The organism is Streptomyces sp. NPDC049813 (genome assembly GCF_044465085.1).
Classification (GTDB): Bacteria; Actinomycetota; Actinomycetes; order Streptomycetales; family Streptomycetaceae; genus Streptomyces.
The window spans coordinates 1-17,869 of the sequence record NZ_JBITLI010000009.1 but is presented as its reverse complement, the minus strand read 5'-3'; the positions used below and the strand labels follow the sequence as shown (position 1 = coordinate 17,869).

The 17,869-nt window shown below is 71.2% G+C and carries 17 protein-coding genes; 7 read left to right on the top strand and 10 right to left on the bottom strand.

The features are described from left to right. The first annotated feature begins 11 nt into the window (after window positions 1-11). Both ACIBW6_RS19460 and ACIBW6_RS19455 read left to right on the top strand, forming a co-directional pair. The gene (locus ACIBW6_RS19460; protein WP_399061117.1) at window positions 12-1,199 is read left to right on the top strand and encodes a dipeptidase; all 1,188 of its coding nucleotides are present in this window, start codon (window positions 12-14) and stop codon (window positions 1,197-1,199) included. A gap of 123 nt (window positions 1,200-1,322) precedes the next feature. After that, a complete protein-coding gene (locus tag ACIBW6_RS19455) occupies window positions 1,323-2,393 on the top strand; it encodes a membrane dipeptidase (protein WP_399061115.1) in 1,071 nt (356 codons plus the stop codon). Between the two features lie 37 nt (window positions 2,394-2,430). Here the strand turns inward: ACIBW6_RS19455 and ACIBW6_RS19450 are convergent, their stop codons facing one another. Continuing rightward, a complete protein-coding gene (locus tag ACIBW6_RS19450; protein ID WP_399061113.1) occupies window positions 2,431-2,796 on the bottom strand; it encodes a VOC family protein in 366 nt (121 codons plus the stop codon). 84 nt (window positions 2,797-2,880) lie between these two features. Between ACIBW6_RS19450 and ACIBW6_RS19445 the strand changes: the two genes are divergently transcribed. Continuing rightward, complete coding sequence (locus ACIBW6_RS19445; RefSeq protein WP_399061111.1) at window positions 2,881-3,396, top strand: CGNR zinc finger domain-containing protein; 516 nt, start codon at window positions 2,881-2,883, stop codon at window positions 3,394-3,396. Window positions 3,397-3,619: 223 nt separating this feature from the next. Here the strand turns inward: ACIBW6_RS19445 and ACIBW6_RS19440 are convergent, their stop codons facing one another. After that, the gene (locus ACIBW6_RS19440; protein ID WP_399061110.1) at window positions 3,620-4,948 is read right to left on the bottom strand and encodes a UDP-glucose dehydrogenase family protein; all 1,329 of its coding nucleotides are present in this window, start codon (window positions 4,946-4,948) and stop codon (window positions 3,620-3,622) included. 178 nt (window positions 4,949-5,126) lie between these two features. On the opposite strand from ACIBW6_RS19440, the gene ACIBW6_RS19435 reads away from it, so the two are divergent. Then, a complete protein-coding gene (locus tag ACIBW6_RS19435) occupies window positions 5,127-6,308 on the top strand; it encodes an acyl-CoA dehydrogenase family protein (protein ID WP_399061108.1) in 1,182 nt (393 codons plus the stop codon). A 10-nt stretch (window positions 6,309-6,318) separates the two neighbouring features. On the opposite strand, the gene ACIBW6_RS19430 is transcribed toward ACIBW6_RS19435, so the two are convergent. Both ACIBW6_RS19430 and ACIBW6_RS19425 read right to left on the bottom strand, forming a co-directional pair. After that, complete coding sequence (locus tag ACIBW6_RS19430; RefSeq protein WP_399061106.1) at window positions 6,319-7,050, bottom strand: SDR family NAD(P)-dependent oxidoreductase; 732 nt, start codon at window positions 7,048-7,050, stop codon at window positions 6,319-6,321. Between the two features lie 13 nt (window positions 7,051-7,063). Beyond that, on the bottom strand, window positions 7,064-8,353 hold the full coding sequence (locus tag ACIBW6_RS19425; protein ID WP_399061104.1) for an LCP family protein: 1,290 nt from the start codon (window positions 8,351-8,353) through the stop codon (window positions 7,064-7,066). Window positions 8,354-8,460: 107 nt separating this feature from the next. Between ACIBW6_RS19425 and ACIBW6_RS19420 the strand changes: the two genes are divergently transcribed. Then, entirely contained in the window at window positions 8,461-9,000 is a 540-nt protein-coding gene (locus tag ACIBW6_RS19420) for an acyl-CoA thioesterase (protein WP_399061102.1), read from the top strand. A 43-nt stretch (window positions 9,001-9,043) separates the two neighbouring features. Here the strand turns inward: ACIBW6_RS19420 and ACIBW6_RS19415 are convergent, their stop codons facing one another. From ACIBW6_RS19415 to ACIBW6_RS19405, 3 genes are all read right to left on the bottom strand, one after another. Continuing rightward, window positions 9,044-10,510 carry an LCP family protein gene (locus ACIBW6_RS19415; RefSeq protein WP_399061100.1) on the bottom strand — a complete coding sequence of 489 codons (1,467 nt, stop codon included), beginning with the start codon at window positions 10,508-10,510 and terminating at the stop codon, window positions 9,044-9,046. A gap of 252 nt (window positions 10,511-10,762) precedes the next feature. After that, a complete protein-coding gene (locus tag ACIBW6_RS19410) occupies window positions 10,763-11,182 on the bottom strand; it encodes a spore-associated protein A (RefSeq protein ID WP_399061098.1) in 420 nt (139 codons plus the stop codon). A gap of 44 nt (window positions 11,183-11,226) precedes the next feature. Continuing rightward, window positions 11,227-11,664 carry a hypothetical protein gene (locus ACIBW6_RS19405; RefSeq protein ID WP_399061096.1) on the bottom strand — a complete coding sequence of 146 codons (438 nt, stop codon included), beginning with the start codon at window positions 11,662-11,664 and terminating at the stop codon, window positions 11,227-11,229. A 261-nt stretch (window positions 11,665-11,925) separates the two neighbouring features. Between ACIBW6_RS19405 and ACIBW6_RS19400 the strand changes: the two genes are divergently transcribed. Beyond that, window positions 11,926-12,396 carry a DUF2690 domain-containing protein gene (locus ACIBW6_RS19400; protein WP_399061094.1) on the top strand — a complete coding sequence of 157 codons (471 nt, stop codon included), beginning with the start codon at window positions 11,926-11,928 and terminating at the stop codon, window positions 12,394-12,396. A 61-nt stretch (window positions 12,397-12,457) separates the two neighbouring features. On the opposite strand, the gene ACIBW6_RS19395 is transcribed toward ACIBW6_RS19400, so the two are convergent. From ACIBW6_RS19395 to ACIBW6_RS19385, 3 genes are all read right to left on the bottom strand, one after another. Next, window positions 12,458-14,116 carry an LCP family protein gene (locus tag ACIBW6_RS19395; protein WP_399061092.1) on the bottom strand — a complete coding sequence of 553 codons (1,659 nt, stop codon included), beginning with the start codon at window positions 14,114-14,116 and terminating at the stop codon, window positions 12,458-12,460. Window positions 14,117-14,203: 87 nt separating this feature from the next. Further along, complete coding sequence (locus ACIBW6_RS19390) at window positions 14,204-15,901, bottom strand: LCP family protein (RefSeq protein WP_399061090.1); 1,698 nt, start codon at window positions 15,899-15,901, stop codon at window positions 14,204-14,206. Between the two features lie 260 nt (window positions 15,902-16,161). Further along, complete coding sequence (locus tag ACIBW6_RS19385) at window positions 16,162-17,520, bottom strand: LCP family protein (RefSeq protein ID WP_399061088.1); 1,359 nt, start codon at window positions 17,518-17,520, stop codon at window positions 16,162-16,164. Window positions 17,521-17,709: 189 nt separating this feature from the next. On the opposite strand from ACIBW6_RS19385, the gene ACIBW6_RS19380 reads away from it, so the two are divergent. After that, window positions 17,710-17,869: transposase (locus ACIBW6_RS19380; RefSeq protein WP_399061514.1), on the top strand; the 160-nt coding region annotated here is incomplete at its 3' end.

The following is a 17,869-nucleotide window of genomic DNA, read 5'->3' as shown; positions in this document are numbered from 1 at the left end:
GGACGAGCGGTATGACGGACGCACTGGCGCGGGCCCGGGCGGTACTCGCCGAGTTCCCCGTCGTCGACGGGCACAACGACCTGCCGTGGGCGCTGCGCGAGCAGGTCACCTACGACATCGACGCGCGGGACATCGCCACCGACCAGAGCGCGCACCTCCACACCGACCTGGCCCGGCTGCGAGCCGGCGGCGTCGGCGCCCAGTTCTGGTCGGTGTACGTGCGCACCGACCTGACCGGCGACGCGGCGGTCAGCGCCACCCTGGAGCAGATCGACTGCGTCGACCAGCTGATCGCCCGCTACCCGGGCGACCTGCGGGCCGCACTGACCGCCGCCGACATGGAAGCGGCGCGGGCGGAGGGCCGTATCGCCTCCCTCAAGGGCGCCGAGGGCGGCCACTCGATCAACAACTCGCTGGCCACCCTGCGGGCGCTGTACACGCTCGGCGTGCGCTACATGACGCTCACCCACAACGACAACATCGCGTGGGCGGACTCGGCGACCGACGAGCCCGGCGTCGGCGGCCTTTCGGCCTTCGGCCGCGAGGTCGTACGCGAGATGAACCGCGAGGGCATGCTCGTCGACCTCTCGCACGTCGCCGCCACCACGATGCGCGCCGCCCTCGACACCACCGAGGCGCCGGTGATCTTCTCGCACTCCTCGGCCCGCGCCGTCTGCGACCACCCGCGCAACATCCCCGACGACGTCCTGGAGCGGCTCCCCGGCAACGGGGGAGTGGCGATGGCGACCTTCGTGCCCAAGTTCGTCCTGCAGGCCGCCGTCGACTGGACCGCGGCCGCCGACGACAACCTGCGCGCGCACGGCTTCCACCACCTGGACTCCTCGCCCGAGGCGATGAAGCTGCACCGCGCCTTCGAGGAGTCCACGCCCCGCCCGGTCGCCACCGCCGCCACGGTCGCCGACCACCTCGACCACATGCGCGAGGTCGCCGGCGTCGACCACATCGGCATCGGCGGCGACTACGACGGCACGGCCTTCACGCCGGACGGCCTGGGCGACGTCTCCGGTTATCCGAACCTGATCGCCGAGCTGCTCACCCGCGGTTGGTCCACCGCCGACCTCGCGAAGCTGACGTGGGGCAACGCGGTGCGGGTGCTGGGCGCGGCGCAGGACGTGGCCCGCGACCTCCAGGGTCGGCGCGGACCGTCGAACGCGACGCTGGAGCAGCTCGACGGCTGAGCCGGCCCCCGGGCCCGTTCGGCGCAGGGGTCCCCCGAACGGGCCCGCTCGCCGCGAGCGGGCCCGGGACCCGTGCCACGGTGGGTGGACGCCTGTCCCCACCCTTCTGGCCGGAGCCGTGTCATGGCAGACCTGCAGGACGAACTGAACGCCACCGCGGAAGCGGGCGAGCTCGACGCCCCCTGCGCGCCGGTCGGAGCCCCGTCCCAGGGACCCGATCCGCAGCCGGCCCTCGACCTCCTCGCCCACCATCCCGTGGCGGACGGCTACTGCGGCCTGCCCGGCACCCTGAGCCGGCTGCCCTGGTACGACCTCGGACCGGGCGAGTACGCCGTCCAGACGGACCTGCCGCGGCTGCGCAGGGGCCGTGTCGGCGCCCAGCTGTGGGCGCTGCACCTCCTCCCGGAGCGCCCGGTCACCTCGGCGCTGGAACAGATCGACCTGGTCAAGCGGGTCGTGCACCGCTACCCGGAGGGCCTGCGGCTGGCCGGCTCCGCCTCCGAGACCGCCGACGCCCGCGCGCACGGCCGGATCGCCGTCGTCATCGGCCCGGCCCCGGCCGCCGCCGCCGGCGACTCGCTGGGCACCCTGCGCGCCCTGCACGCGCTCGGGCTGCGGGCCCTCACGCTGAGCGGCGCCCGGTGGGCCCCGCACGACACCGGCCTGACGCCCCTCGGCGAGGAGATGGTCCGGGAGCTGAACCGGCTCGGCATGCTCATCGACCTGACGGGGACGTCCGCGGCGACCGCGGTCCGCGTCATCGACATCTCCAAGGCCCCGGTGGTCCTGACGCGCTCCGGCGCCGCCGCCCTCAACGGCCACCCGGACAACGCCTCCGACGAACTGCTGACCGTGCTCGGCGCCAACCGCGGCCTGTGCCTGGTGCCCTGCTCGGCCGAGCGGACCGGGCCCGCCCTGCGCGACCTGGCCGACCACCTCGACCACGTGCGCCGCGTCGCGGGCCCCGACGCCGTCGGCCTCTCCGGCACCCACGACAGCGGGGAGCCGCACCCCGAGGGCCTCGGCGACGCCACCGGCTACCCGGCGCTGGTCACCGAGCTGCTCGACCGCGGCTGGCCGGAGAGCGACATCGCGCTGCTCACCTGGGGCAACGCCCAACGGGTGCTGCGCGGCACCGAGTTCACCGCGCGGGCCGCGCGGCAGCGCCAGGAGCCGCCGGCGACCCGCTGCTGACCCGCCGACGGCCCCCGCCGCGCCCCCTGTGCCGGGCTCAGCAGGCGCAGAGGCAGAACGGATGCCCGACCGGGTCGGCGTAAACGCGCCAGGAGCGCGTGCCGTCCCCGGCGTCCAGGAGCGTCGCACCGAGCGCGAGCACCTCCTTCTCCGCCCGGTCCAGGTCCGTCACGGTCAGGTCCAGGTGCAGCTGCTGCCCGTGCTCGGCCGACGGCCAGACCGGCGGCCGGTACCCGGGCGACTCCTGGAACGCCAGCTTCCCGCCCGGCGTCCGCAGCACGACCCAGCCGTTCTCCGCCTCGTCGTCGGCGAGGGTGCCGCCGAGCACCGCCGCGTAGAAATCGGCGAGCGCCCGCGGCTCGGGACAGTCCAGGGCGATGACATCGAGCTTGGCGATGGCCATGACTTCTCCTCGTGTTACCCCTATAGGGCATCAACCGGTAACGCCGTTACCGCATGGTGCCGCACCAGAGGTAACGTCGCAACCATGAATGAGCGCGCACCCGCGCCCGGCGGCCTGGCCCTGATCGAGGCTCTGGTGAACACGCTGCTCGACACCACGACGGGTGCCGACACGCTGGACTCCGCGGCGGACCGCGCCCGCTTCGGGTTCACCGCCGAGCAGACCGACGACGTACGAGAGCTGCGCGAATCCCTGCGCGCCGCGTGCCTGGCCCACGCGGGCCACCCGCCGCACCGCTCGGTGACCCCGCTGAGCCGGCTGCTCGCGCGGGCCCCGCTGCGGGTGGCGGTCGACGACCACGACGGCTCGGCGGCCCTGGTCCCGCTGACCGCCGACGCCCCGCTGCCCACCAGGATCGCGGCGGCCATCGCGGAGGCCACCACGCAGGGCACCTGGACCCGCCTCAAGGCCTGCGAGGCCGAGGACTGCCTGTGGGCCTTCTACGACCGCAGCCCCGCGGGCCGAGGCCGCTGGTGCTCGATGTCAGTCTGCGGAGCAAGAGCCAAAATGCGCCGCTACCGAGCCAGACAAGCCCCGTAAGGGCCCCGGGGAACGGCCAGACAAGCCCCGTAAGGGGCGCGGGGAACGGCGCGCCCAGCCACAACGCACGATCAGATGCCGGCCGAAGAGAGCCCCGTCAGGGGCGCGGGGAACGGCGCGCCCAGCCACAACGAACAGTCAGCCGCGCAACCTCAGAAGCCCCCGACCGAGAGCGCACCCCAAACCCGGGGCACCCCCACACCAGGCCCCCCACAACGCCCCCCTACGCCGAGGGCCGCCCCATAGCCCGATACGTCCACCCGGCCCCCCGCCAAGCGCCAGCGTCCAACGCATTGCGCCCGTCCAGGATCACCCGAGCCGAAGCAACAGCCCCCAGCTCCGCGGGATCCAGCTCCCGGAACTCCCGCCACTCGGTCAGATGCAGCACCACATCCGCCCCCCGCACCGCGTCGAGCGCCGACTCCGCGTACCCCAGCGTCGGGAAGAGCCGCCGCGCGTTCGCCATGCCCTTCGGGTCGTACACGGTCACCTGGCCGCCCTGGAGGTGGATCTGCCCGGCCACGTTCAGCGCGGGCGAGTCCCGTACGTCGTCGGAGTCCGGCTTGAAGGCCGCCCCGAGTACCGCGACCCGCTTGCCCAGGAACGCCCCGCCGCCCAGCGCCTCCCGCGCCATCTCCACCATCGCGCCGCGCCGCCGCATGTTGACGGAGTCGATCTCCCGCAGGAACGTCAGCGCCTGGTCGGCCCCGAGCTCACCGGCGCGCGCCATGAACGCCCGGATGTCCTTCGGCAGGCACCCGCCGCCGAACCCGATCCCGGCCCGCAGGAACTTGTGCCCGATCCGGTCGTCGTAGCCGATCGCCTCCGCCAGCTTCGCGACGTCGCCGCCCGCGGCCTCGCAGACCTCGGCCATCGCGTTGATGAAGGAGATCTTGGTGGCGAGGAAGGAGTTCGCCGCCGTCTTGACCAGCTCGGCCGTGGGGAAGTCCGTCACCACGAGCGGGGTGCCCTCGCCGAGCGGCGTCGCGTACACGTCCCGCAGCAGCTTCTCGGCCCGCTCGCTGCCGACGCCGATCACGATGCGGTCCGGGTGGAGCGTGTCGTTGACGGCGAAGCCCTCGCGCAGGAACTCCGGGTTCCACGCCAGCTCCACGCCCTCCGGCAGCAGCGCGGCGAGCCGCTGCGCGGAGCCGACCGGCACGGTCGACTTGCCGACGACGAGCGCGCCCGCCCGCACGTGCGGGGCGAGCGAGGCGAAGGCGGAGTCCACGTAGCTCATGTCGCAGGCGTACTCGCCGTGCTTCTGCGGGGTGTTGACGCACACGAAGTGCACGTCACCGAAGTTCCCGGCCTCCGCGAAGTCCATCGTGAAGCGCAGCCGGCCCGAGGACCCCTCGATCCCGGCGACGTGCCGCCGCAGCAGCTCCTCGAGACCGGGCTCGTACATGGGGACCTCGCCCCGCGTGAGCATCTCGATCTTCTCGGGCACGACGTCCAGGCCGAGCACCTCGAAACCGAGTTCGGCCATGGCCGCGGCATGTGTGGCACCGAGGTAACCGGTACCGATCACGGTGATCTTGAGGGGGGCCATAGCGGGGCTCCAGAGGTAAGGGTGCTGCGTGCGCTGATCGAGCATAGTCGGGGCTTACGCAGGGCCTTCAGCGGGCAACTTCCCCGCTGTCGCACAGCTCACGTATCCCTCGCGTGGGCAGGCACCTAAAATTCGGGTTACTTAACGGTAATTAGCATCGCTTGGAGCGTGAGTCACCTTGGCCGGATCGGCTTCCACCCCGGAGTTCGACCTGTACCGCCCGTCCGAGGAGCACGACATGCTCCGCGAGGCCATCCGCGCGCTGGCCGAGACGAAGATCGCGCCGTACGCCGCCGCGGTCGACGAGGAGGCCCGCTTCCCGCAGGAGGCCCACGACGCCCTCGTCGCCAACGACCTGCACGCCGTCCACGTCCCCGAGGAGTACGGCGGCTCCGGCGCCGACGCGCTCGCCACGGTCATCGTCATCGAGGAGGTCGCCCGCGCCTGCGTCTCCTCCTCCCTCATCCCGGCCGTCAACAAGCTCGGCTCCCTGCCCGTCATCCTCTCCGGCTCCGAGGAGCTGAAGAAGAAGTACCTGGGCCCGCTGGCCAAGGGCGACGGCATGTTCTCGTACTGCCTCTCCGAGCCGGACGCCGGCTCGGACGCGGCGGGCATGAAGACGCGCGCGGTGCGCGACGGCGACTCCTGGGTGCTGAACGGCGTGAAGCGCTGGATCACCAACGCCGGCGTCTCCGAGTACTACACGGTGATGGCCGTCACCGACCCCGACAAGCGCTCGAAGGGCATCTCCGCCTTCGTCGTCGAGAAGTCGGACGAAGGCGTCTCCTTCGGCGCCCCGGAGAAGAAGCTCGGCATCAAGGGCTCGCCGACCCGCGAGGTCTACCTCGACAACGTCCGCATCCCCGCGGACCGCATGATCGGCGAGGAGGGCACCGGCTTCGCCACGGCGATGAAGACCCTCGACCACACCCGCATCACCATCGCCGCGCAGGCGCTCGGCGTCGCCCAGGGCGCCCTGGACTACGCCAAGGGCTACGTCCGCGAGCGCAAGCAGTTCGGCAAGCCGATCGCCGACTTCCAGGGCATCCAGTTCATGCTCGCGGACATGGCCATGAAGATCGAGGCGGCCCGCCAGCTCACGTACGCGGCGGCGGCCAAGTCGGAGCGGGTCGCCGCGGGCGGCCGCGAGGGCGACCTCACCTTCCAGGGCGCCGCGGCCAAGTGCTTCGCCTCGGACGTCGCCATGGAGGTCACCACGGACGCGGTCCAGCTCCTCGGCGGCTACGGCTACACCCGCGACTACCCGGTGGAGCGCATGATGCGCGACGCGAAGATCACCCAGATCTACGAGGGCACGAACCAGGTCCAGCGCATCGTCATGGCGCGCAACCTGCCGTAACCCAACTACCTCACGGCCGTTGGCGGTCGACCTCCGGGAGGACCGCCAGCGCCCCGCCGTCGACGGGGAGGCAGACCCCGTTGACGTACGAGGACGAGGGTCCCGCCAGAAAGGCGACGACCTCGGCGATCTCGGCGGGGGAGCAGAGGCGGCCGAGCGGGTAGGCCGCCTCGACGCGGGCCCGCTCACCGGGGTCCTGCCAGCGGTGGGCGTTGCGCGCGACGGCGACGAACCCCGGCTCGACGACGTTCGTCCGTACGCCGAGAGGCCCCCACTCGGTGGCCGCCGCGCGGGCGAGGGCACCGAGTCCCGCCTTGGCGACGGCGTACGGCGCGCAGCCGGGCACGGCGCCGTGCGCGTGCACCGAACCCACCAGGACGACCGAAGCGGCCGCCCCGTCGGCCTTGCGCCGGACCAGCTCGGCGGCGGCCTGCCACGCGGAGACGAGACCCACGTCGAAGACCCGGTGCCACTGGGCGGACGTCACCTCGCAGAGGGGTGCGCGCAGCTCCCACAACAGGGCGTGGACGAGGACCGACGGCGGTTCGGGCGCCGCGTCGAAGGCGCGGGCGAGTACCTCGGCATCGGTGGCGTCGCCGGCGAACGAGGCGGCCACGCCCGGCAGTCGACGGACCGCCGGGTCCTGGTCGACGGCGACGACGTCCGTCCCGCCGGCGGCGAGCCGGGCGACGACGGCCCGCCCGACGCCGCCGGCCGCGCCGAGCACGAGGGCGGTGGTCATGACCGGGGTCTCCTCAGCTGCCCGTCACGGTCACTTTCTCGTCGTTGTTGAACTGGTCGACGAGCTGCTTGACCTTGGCCTTGTCCCACAGGAGGTTGCCGCCGACCGAGCCGTTCGTCGGCATGTTCATCGACGTGCCGTCGCCGTCACCGCCGGAGACCGACTTCATGGCCATGAACATGGAGGCCAGGTTCCACAGGCTCATGTCCTTGTCGACGACGAGGGAGTCCAGGCCCGCGCCGAGCGTCGGGTAGAGCTTGAACGGGTTCATGATCGTCGACGGGGACGCCACCTTGTGGGCGAGCGCCGCGAGGAACGCCTGCTGGTTCTTGGTGCGCTGGAGGTCGGACGCGGCGAAGGCGTGCCGCGTACGGACGAAGGCGAGGGCCTGCTGGCCCGTCAGCGTCTGCTTGCCCGCCTTGAAGTCGGCGCCGGACCACTTGTCCTTGAAGCCGTCCTTCAGGTTCATCTCGACGCCGCCGACCGCGTCCACGATGCTCGCGAAGCCGCCGAAGCCGATCTCCGCGTAGTGGTCGATGTGCAGCCCGGTGTTGGACTCGACGGTGCGCACCAGCAGCTCGGGGCCGTCCTCGGCGTAGGCCGCGTTCAGCTTCACCTGGCGGCCGGTGCCCGGGTAGAGCTTGCCGGACTCGGCGCCCTTGAAGCTGGGGATCGTGACGTTCGAGTCACGCGGCAGGGAGACGAGCGTGTCCCCGTTGCCCCCGACGTGCAGGATCATCATCGTGTCCGTGCGCTTGCCCTCGGCGGAGCCGGTGTGCAGCTCCTTCTTCTGCTCGTCGGACATGCCTTCGCGGCTGTCGGTGCCGACGATCAGGTAGTTCGTGCCGTCGCCCGCCTCCGGGCGGTCGATGACCTTGGACAGGTCGACGTCCCGGTGGAGCTTGGAGTCGGCCCAGAAGTACGTGGAGACGCTCGTCACCACGACCACGGTGACCACGGTGATCGCGGTCCACTTGATGCGCTTGCGCCAGTTCGGCGCGGGGCGCGCGGAGCGGCCCGCGGGCGGCCCGTAGCCGTCGCCGCCGGCACCGCCACCGCCGCCGGAGGCGCGGCTGGGCTGGCCGTAGACCTGGCCGGTGTTGTACCCGCTGTCGTAGCCCTGGCCGGGCGACGGGTCGTACCCGTCGTCGTAGCCGGGCTGGGGCTGCTGCTGCGGTACGGGCCGCTGCACGTGCGGCATCACACGGGCCCCTTCGGGGCGTGCGCTCGCGCTGCCACGGCCATAACCGTCACGGCTGCCGCCGCCCTGCCGGTCGCTCCGCCCCTGGGGCCAATCGCTCATGGGGCAAGTGTGCCGTGCGGCCCTGTGTGCCTTACAAGAGCGGTCGGTGAATCGGGCCATGGCTGTTGCAGAGCTGACACATTCCGGCCGCGCATAGGGTAGGTGGCATGACAGACCAGGCCCACGGCACGGAATCCGACATTCCGGGCAAGCCCACCGCGGCTTCCCGCACGACGTTGTCGCACATCATGACGCACAACGACACCAACCTCCTGGGTACGGTGCACGGCGGCGTGATCATGAAACTCGTGGACGACGCGGCGGGCGCGGTGGCCGGACGGCACTCCGGCGGACCGGCCGTGACGGCCTCCATGGACGAGATGGCGTTCCTTGAGCCGGTCCGCGTGGGCGACCTCGTGCACGTGAAGGCCCAGGTCAATTGGGTCGGCCGGACCTCGATGGAGATCGGCGTACGGGTCCTGGCGGAGCGCTGGAACGAGTCGACGCCTGCGCAGCAGGTCGGCTCGGCGTACCTGGTCTTCGCCGCGGTCGACGCCGACGGCAAGCCTCGCACGGTCCCCCCGGTCATCCCGGAGACCGACCGCGACCGGCGCCGCTACCAAGAGGCCCAGATCCGCCGCCAGCACCGCCTGGCCCGCCGCCGGGCCATCAAGGAACTCCGCGCCCAGCACCCCGACCACGACTGATCCCCGGGTCCGGGCCGAGGGGCTCCGCCCCGGGGGGCGCCCCTCAGTCGCAAGCCACCTCGTCCCCGGTGACCACCCCGGACTCCCCCTGATCCGTCTCCTCGGCCCGGACCCGCCGGACCCCGGAGTAGTCCGCCCCCACCCGGACCTTCAGCACCGGCCCCTGCCCCGGCACCGCCACCATCCGCGCCCCGGGCAGCGCCGTGGCCAGCGCGGAGGCCGACCGGTCCCACCCGGGGTCGTACAGCACGACCGTCCGCTTCGCGGTGCGGTCCACCGCGTTCACCGGCGCCCCGGTCGTCCGGAAGTGCGTCGCCTTCAGCGCGGCGTCGGCCTTCTGCCCGAGCCCGGCCGTCATCGTCGCGTTCTCCACCCGGACCCGTACCTGCTGCGGCGAGACGTCGACGATGGTCGCCTTCTTGCGGTTGCGGTGTACGTCGAGCGGGCGGTCGTCCCGGAGCGCCTGGAAGAGCTTCTCCGACTTGGCCGGGTCCCACTTCACGGTGGAGCCGATGCCCTCGACCTCGTAGCTGATGTCCCCGATCGGCACCGTCGTGAACTCGGACGACGACGGGGTGAACGACCGCATGGCCCGCGCCAGGTCCACCATCTCCCGCGTCCCGAACCCCTGGTCCGCACGGACGGAGCTGAGCAGCGTGCGCGCGACCTCGCGGAACCTGACCGGGTTGAGCAGCACCCCCGACGACGCCGTCCGGGAGATCAGCGACGCCAGGAACCGCTGCTGGCGCTGCATCCGGCCGAGGTCCCCCGCGCCGTCCGTGTGCCGGGAGCGGACGTACTGCAGCGCCTGGCCGCCGTCCAGCCGGTGCGTACCGGCGCCCAGGTCGAGACCGGTGTAGGCGTCCTGGAGCGGATGGGCCGTGCAGACCTCGACGCCGCCCAGTTCGTCGACCGTCTTCATGAAGCTGGTGAAGTCGACCTCCAGATAGTGGTCGATCTTGACGTGCGTCATGTTCTCGACGGTACGGACGGTCAGCTGCGGCCCGCCCTCCGCGTACGCCGCGTTGATCTTCACCGGGTGCGCGTGGTGCTCGTCGCCGCTGTTCTGGTCGGTGTGCGGCGGCATCATGGCGTACGAGTCGCGGGGCAGCGAGACCACGGAGGCGCGCTCGTGGTCGGCGGAGATGTGCACGATCATGATCGTGTCCGTGCAGTGGCAGGGCGCCCCGCCGAGCCGGTACTTCTGCCGCTCCGCCTCGGTGATCTTGTCGCGGCCGTCGGTGCCGACCAGCAGGACGTTCATGCCGTGCCCGGCGGCGGGGCGGTTCTTCATGTCCTTGAAGGGGTCGATCCGGACGATCCCGGTGTCCAGGCCGGAGACGAGCGCGTGCCCGACCCCCGCCGCGGCCAGCACCGTCACCGAGAACCCCGTCGCCAGCCGCATCGCCCACCGGGGTCTGCGCCGGCGCAGCGGCTCGGCCGGGCGGGCGGCCCCCGGGGGCCGGGGCGATCGGCTCGGGCGGCCGGGGGAGCGGGGCGGCGTGGGCATGCGGGGCACCTCCGCGTCGGCGGGCGTGGGACGCGAGCACCGTAGGCCGATACGATCTGCGGACCGGGGGAGCGGGCCGGGCGGCGCGCGCCGGTGTCCCCCGTTGGCGGTAACGCGAACGGCGAGAGCCTCACCCCCGGGCCTGCGAAGGTGCCGAACCGACGGGCCCTACCCCGGCCTGACGGACGCGGAGCGGGAGACGGCCCTCCCGTTCCCCGGAAGGGCCGTCTCCCGCTCCGCGGCAGGCGCGGCTCAGCCGCAGTGCACGCCGTAGTCGATCTGGACGTAGCTGTTGCTGCCCGCCTCGCCGCCGTAGTCGATGCACTTGCCCTTGGCGTAGGCGTAGACGGGGCCCGCGTAGCTGCTGTACGTGCCCGCGTCCATCTCGTTCGACTTCCACACCGTGTCGGTCCGGTGGATCCGCAGGCGGGCGTCGAGGTACTTCGACGTACCGGGCGAGTCGTTGACCGTGACCACGCAGTTGTACCCGTTGGAGCTGTTGTAGGTGATGTAGGCGACCCCCGAACCCACGTCCTTGGAGCCGATCACGCCGTAGCCGGAGCCGCAGGCGCCGTTGTAGGTCGCCGCCGCGGCGGGCGTGGCCGTGAAGGCGAGGCCCGCGGCGGCCAGGCCCAGGGTCGCGGCGATGCCGCCAAGACGTCGGATGCGCATGGTGGTTGCTCCTTCTGCGTCGATCGAGGGGAGGGCGGGGGCGGTCAGCTGCAGGCCATGGCGTTGCTCCACCACTCGTGGCCGGGCTCCTGCGTGTGCAGGTAGACGCACTCGTTGGGAGCGTGGACGTAGACCGGGCCCGCGTACTTGGTGTAGTTGCCCTTGTCCTCGTGCCAGCTGCCGCCGGCGACGCGGATGCCCACTCCGATGTAACTCGCCTTGTTGTAGTCGCCGTTCTTGCTGTCCTTGATCTGCATCGCGCAGTTGTAGCCGTTGGACGGGTTGTAGAGCAGGACGTACCAGTAGTACTTGCCGGGCACTCCCTGGTCGGCCGCGGCGACCGTGGTGCTGTACGCGGAGCCGCAGGCGGACCGGGCGGTGCTCACCACGTCGCTCTTGGTCGACGCGTCGGCGGTCGTGGCCAGCGGCGCGAGGACCATGGCCAGGGCCGAGACGGTCACAGCGGCGAGTTTCTTGCGCATCGAAGTCCTTCGTACGGCGTGAAGATCGGCGGCGCGAGTTCATCACCCTGCCGTCGCCCGACCAAGATCTTGGCGTGTGCATGGCTTGATAGCGCTGCGGTATGGCCGATTCCGCGACCCTGGCTCCGGGCCCCGACTACCGCCCCGCAAAAGGCAGTTGACCAGGCAGCATGCGGATGGTCAGATGACCGCGCTTTCCACTCTCAGGTGTCCGCGGCGGACCGGCCGCGGGCTACTCACGCATGTCCAGGAGGGGTCGAAGTGCGTTCCAGGATGAGGAACTTCGCTCGTGCAGGTGTGGTGGCCGGGGGGCTCGGGATCGCCCTGATCGCCGGTACGGGGGGTGCCCAGGCGTACACGTACGACGGCCAGGACCCGACCGCTGCCGGGTGCGGGAGCGACGCCACGACGGTGCAGTCGGCGGTCGTGAAGAACGCCAACTCGAGATTCGGCGTCATCGAGATGCGCTACAGCCTGAAGTGTCACACCGGCTGGGCCCGCCTCACGCTCGACTACACCCAGTCGGCCTGCGGGAACGCCTCCGCCGGCTACGACTGCGCGCACGCCTACATCATTCGCAACAACGACGGGCGCCAGTACGGCTGCACCATCAACAAGGGGCAGACCCAGTGCTACACGCCCATGGTCTATGACAAGGGCCTGACCTCGTTCGCGCAGGCCGCGATCGACTCGGCGGCGGGCATGGCGAACACGCGTACCGGCTCCTACTGACCCGGAGCACGCCAGTGGCCTGCGCCCCGCCGGACCCGGGTCCGGCGGGGCGCAGGCGCGGTCACCAGGTGTAGCCCTTCTGGATCTCCATGCAGGCGCCGGTGTCGTCACCGTTCAGCGGACGGGAGGACTCCGGGGCCTTGTCCTCACCGGCCGCCGCGGACTTCGGGTACGTGTCGCCGCTGCGCCAGTCCGCGCCCACGACCAGGGTCACCCCGGACGACTCGCTCGACTTGCGCACCGAGGTCAGCGGCAGCCCGAGGGCCTTCGCCACGGCCTGCGCGTCACCTTCGAGATCGGCGCTCGGGAAGACGATGACGGTCTTCGCCTCCGGCTGGTTCTGCGGGTCCACCTTGGCCTGGGCGAAGCCCTTGCCCTGGAGCGCCGTGACCACGGCCGTCGCCCGCCGGAGTGTCGCAGGCCTGCCGTCCGCCGCCGTGCCGTTGCGGACGAGCACCGGGATGGCGCCGTCGGCGGCGGCCGGATCCTTCGACGTGAGGTCCGGCTTCTTCTTGGACGCCTTGCCGTCGAGCGGCTCGTCGTCGCGGACCATCGTGAACAACTGCTCGGCGTCGTCGGCCTTGGGGATCACCCGGTTGACGTTCTGCGGCCACTGCGCGGTGGGCATCGTCGTCATCGTGATGCGCTTGGTGGGCACCTTCTGCAACTGCTTCGCCAGGTCGTACAGCTTGGAGACGCTGGCGATGTCCTCGTCCACCGTGAGGGACTTGGTGGCCTGCTCGGCGAGCTTGCGCAGCTGGTTGGGGTTGGTGAGCGTCGCGTTCTCCCGCAGCTCGCGCACCATCGAGTTCATGTACATGTGCTGGGCGTGCGTGCGGCCCAGGTCGGTACCGTCCTCGAAGCCGTACCGGGTCCGCAGCCACCGCAGGGCGTCCTCCCCCTTGATGGCGGTCGTGCCCTTCCTCAGCTTGAGACCGGAGCCCGCGCCCTTGGTCGTGTGCGAGTAGACGTTCTCCTTCACGCAGACCGGTACGCCCCCGATGGCGTCGGCCATCGACACCACGCCCGAGAACTCGATCTTCATGAAGTGGTCGATGTGGATGCCGGTGAGCTCCTGCCACGTGGCGACGGTGCAACCGGGGCCGCCGCGGCCCAGCGACTCGTTGGTCATCATGAGAGAGCTGGACGACGCGTAGACCTTGCCGTCGGGGGCGGTGCACTTGGGGATCTTCACCATGGTGTCGCGCGGCATGCTGATCACGGACATGTTGCTCCGGTCGGCCGACACGTGGAGCAGCATCTGCACGTCGGCGAGCGGGGGAGCGCCCACGCTCTCCTTGTGCCCGCCGAGGCGGAGGTTCTCCTTCGTGTTCCGGCTGTCCGAGCCGATCAGCAGGATGTTGAGTGGTGTCTGGCCCGCCTCGTTCGGCGTGGGCTTCGCGACCTTGCTCTCGCCGAGGTTGAGCTTGTCCTTCTTGATGTTGCCGTTCAGGTGGCGGTAGTAGAGGTAGCCGGCGCCCGCCGTGCCCACCACCAGGACCGCGAGGATCCCCGCGGTCCAGCGCAGTATCCGGTGCCTGCGCCGCCGGGGCCGTCCGGCCGCGCGCCGGTGGCCCTGGGAGCCGCGGCCCGGCGGCGCGGCTCCGCCGCCGGCCGGGGCCTCTTCCCGCTGGTCCTCGCCCCGGCCCCGCTCACCGGAGCCCGAACCCTCCCGTGCGTCGACCCCCGCATGGCCCCCGCGCACACCGCTTCGCCCCATGTCCTGCCCCACCCTCCCCGCCCCTCGGCCATGACCAGGCCGCCCCGCTGTCTCCTGGTTAGACAGTCGAAGGGCGGCCTGGGTTGGTCACTTGGCGCAAACAGTCTTGTCGGCCGTCGTCTTGACGGCGTCGACCTTCGCCGTGCCGCCGCTGATGGGCGTCCCCGCGCCCTTGAAGTCCTTGCCGAGGATCAGGACGAGCGCGGGCAGCCCCTGGTCGTTCGTCTCGCTCTTGCCTTCCTTGAGCGCCGCACCGGGCAGCCCCATGATGTCGGCGAGCCGGCGGGCCTGGTCGGCCTGGTCGGGCGAGTACTCCAGCGTCGTCTTGTCCTGCGCGGGCTTGTTGCCCATCTGGCTGGACTTGCCGACGCCCTCGCTGTTCTGCAGCCAGGTCAGCGTCGACTGCGCGGCGCCCGTCTTGCCGCTGCCGTTGTACAGGTCGACCCGGACGTCGGCCGCCGCGGACTTCGGGCCCTTGAGCTTCGCGTCCTGGGCGGCCTTCTGCTTCTTCTTGGTCTCGGTCAGCGACACGTCGCTCTTGATGGCGTCGAAGACCTGCGGCGCGGCCGACTCCTGGAGGATGACCGTCTTGTGCACGACACCGTCCGCCGGGTTGTCGCGGACCGGCACGGTGAGGAACGACAGGTTCTTCGGCGGAACCTTCTTGATCTCCAGGGCGATGTCCTTGAGCTTGCTCAGGCTCCCGATGCCCTTGTCGACGGTGAGCGCCTTGGTCGCGGCCTCGGCGAGACTCGTCAGCTTCCCCGGGTTGGTGAGGGTGTCGCCCGAACTCATCTTCCGGGCGAGGGAACCGAGGAACTGCTGCTGCACCTTGATGCGGTCCAGGTCGCCCTGGTTGCCGAAACTGTGCCGCGTACGCAGGAAGGCGAGCGCCTTCTCCCCCTCGACGACGCTCTTGCCGGCGGGCAGTTGCAGGTGGGAGTCCGGGTCGTCGACGGGCTTGGCGACACACACCTCCACACCGCCGACCGCGCTCGACAGCGTCTTCACCGCGTTGAAGTCCGCCATCATGAAGTGGTCGACGGTGATCCCGGTGACCGCCTTGACGGTGGCCATCGTGCAGCCGGCGTCCCGGTCGCTCTGTCCCAGGCTGGTGTTGAAGCGCACGTTCGGCGTGCCCGGGATCGTCTTGAGCTCCCCGGTCCCGGGGTCCTTGGCCTGGCAGTCCGGCACGTCCACGATCAGGTCGCGCGGGATGCTCAGCGCCGTCGCGTTGGTCCGGTCCTTGGAGACGTGCAGCAGCACGTTCGTGTCCGCGTGACCGACGCTGCCCTTGTCGCCGTAGCCCTCGTTGCCCTTGCCGGTGCGCTTGTCGGTGCCGATGACGAGGATGTTGAACGCCTCGTCCTTGCTGAAGCCGTCCTTGGCGCCGACCACGTCCTGCGCGGTGATGTTGCCGTCGAGGTGGCGGTAGTACAGGTAGCCGCCGGCCGCGGTGGCGAGGACGACGAACGCCACGCCGCCCGACGTCCACAGCAGGACCTTCTTGGCCGTCGACTTCTTCTTCGTCTTCGAGCGGCGGCGGTTCGCCCCCGCGGGCGGCGGCTGCGGCGCGCGCCGCCTGCGCTGCGGCGGCACGTCCCGCTGCTCGTTGCGCCGGTCGTCACGGGGCCCGCCCCGCGGCCCGGTGCGACGGGGTCCCGGCACCTTCGACTCCCCAGCGGAAGGGGTCAGTCGCAGTTCGTAATCACCAGTCTGAGGGTTGAGCACCCACTGGTCTGCGGGATCGATGTCGTCAGCCCGCCCACGGCCTTGCGCGTCCACGGTTGTCTGCATCCTCCGTCGGGGCCACGCGGCGCCTCGCCCCCCTCAACAGCGGGCGCCCGGTCAGTCGGTAAGCAGTGCGCGACTACGCCAGGACAGCATGGCCGGGTGCACCGGATCGCTCACACTATCCGCCCAGTTCAGCGTCGAGCGACGGCGGTGACAAATTCCACTCCCCTACAACCGGTCAATTAGGTTCATTTCTTTGAACCTATGTGCCTAGTGATGACTTTCGCTTTACCTGAGGCGGCCGGAGTGCCTCACCGGCAGTCGTCCTGACGGGCCGTGTCGCCGCGGAAAGTGGGGGCGGGGGAGGGGCTCGCGGAGACGGAGGCAGCGGCGGCGGAGAGGGCGGGGGTGGGGACGACGGGCTTCCCGTCCTCCGCGGACCCGTCGCCGTCGTATCCGCCTGACCCGCCCGCCCCGCTTGACCCGCCTTCCCCGCCTGCCCCGCCTTCCTCGTATCCGCCCTCTGCGTACCCGTCCTCCTCGTACGCGCGCTCGCCCTCTGTCTGCGCCTCGGCGGTGCCCTTCTTGGCGACGACGACCGGCGCGTCGGTGCGCAGCCGGGTGAAGAGCCGGTCGGCGGCGGGCTGCACGAGCTGGTCGCGGTTGGCGTTGTAGACGTACGACTGCCGCGGCACGGTCAGGAACTGGATGTGGTCCGCGGGGATGCCGCGCATGCCCCGCACGAGGTCGTAGAGCCCGCGCAGACTCGCGAGCCCCGGGTCGGTGGTCAGCGAGGAGGTGGCCGCGTCGAGCACGGGGTAGAGCTTGGCCGGGTTGAGGAGCACGCCGTCGCTCTGCACCTTGTTGACGAGCGCGCCGAGGAACCGCTGCTGGCGGTCCATCCGGTCCGTGTCGCTGCCGTTGCCGAGGCTCTTGCGGGCGCGCACGTAGCCGAGGGCCTGCTCGCCGTCGAGGACGTGCTTGCCCGGGCCGAGGCGCAGGTGCGCGTCGGGGTCGACGATCCGCTTCTTCAGGCACACCTCGACCCCGTCGACCGCGTTCACCATGGACTTGAAGCCCTGGAAGTCGACGACCATGTGGTGGTCGACGCGCACCCCGGTGACCTTCTCCACGGTCCGGATGGTGCAGGCCGAACCGCCCACCTCGAAGGCGTAGTTGAACATGGCGAACATCGGGTCGGTCCGCTTCTTGTCCGGCCGCCGGCAGGAGGGCACGTCGACCATCAGGTCGCGCGGGAAGGAGACGGCGGTGGCGCTCTTCCGGTCGGCGGCGACGTGCAGCAGGATCGTGGTGTCCGAGCGCTGGGTGCCGTCGTTGCGCCCGTACTTGCGGTTGGCGCCGGCCCGCGAGTCGGAGCCGATGAGCAGCAGGTTCTGCGCCCCGTCGACGAGGACGCTCGGCCGCTCCTTCTCGTAGCGGGCGAGTTCGGCGGCGGCGTCCGCGTCCTGCGTGATGTTCCCGTTGAGCTTCCTGTACGCCATCCAGCCCGTGCCGCCCGCCACGAGCACCAGCAGCGCCGCGCAGACCGCGGCGTACCGCAGCCATCTCCTGCGCCGCCGGGTGCGCCCGGCGCCGGTGGGCGACGCGCCGCCGGGCCCGTGCGGTCTCCCGCGGTCGCGCTCCGGAGGCAGGGCTGCGGGGTCGGTCACGTGAGTCCCCTCATGGCGACGTAGAAGACACGCCTGCACGCACAGGCGCCTCTACGACCATGGACCCCGCCGCGCCCCCGGGCCGGGGGAGCTGAGCCGAACGGGCTAGGGCCTGTCCGGCGGACAGGCCCTAGTAGTGCTTTGTTACGTGGTCTTGTCGTGGTGGGTGGGTGGTAGTTCGCTGGCTGTATGAGGGCTGGGGAGCTTGCCGCGGTGCGGGGCCGGTTGGAGGAGTTCGCGTCGGAGGTGTTCGCGTCGCTGGTGCGTCGGGACCAGCGGGCGAAGGGTGCGTTATATCTGCGGGGGCTGTTGCTGGACGGCCGCAGGAAGTCGATGCAGCCGATGGCTG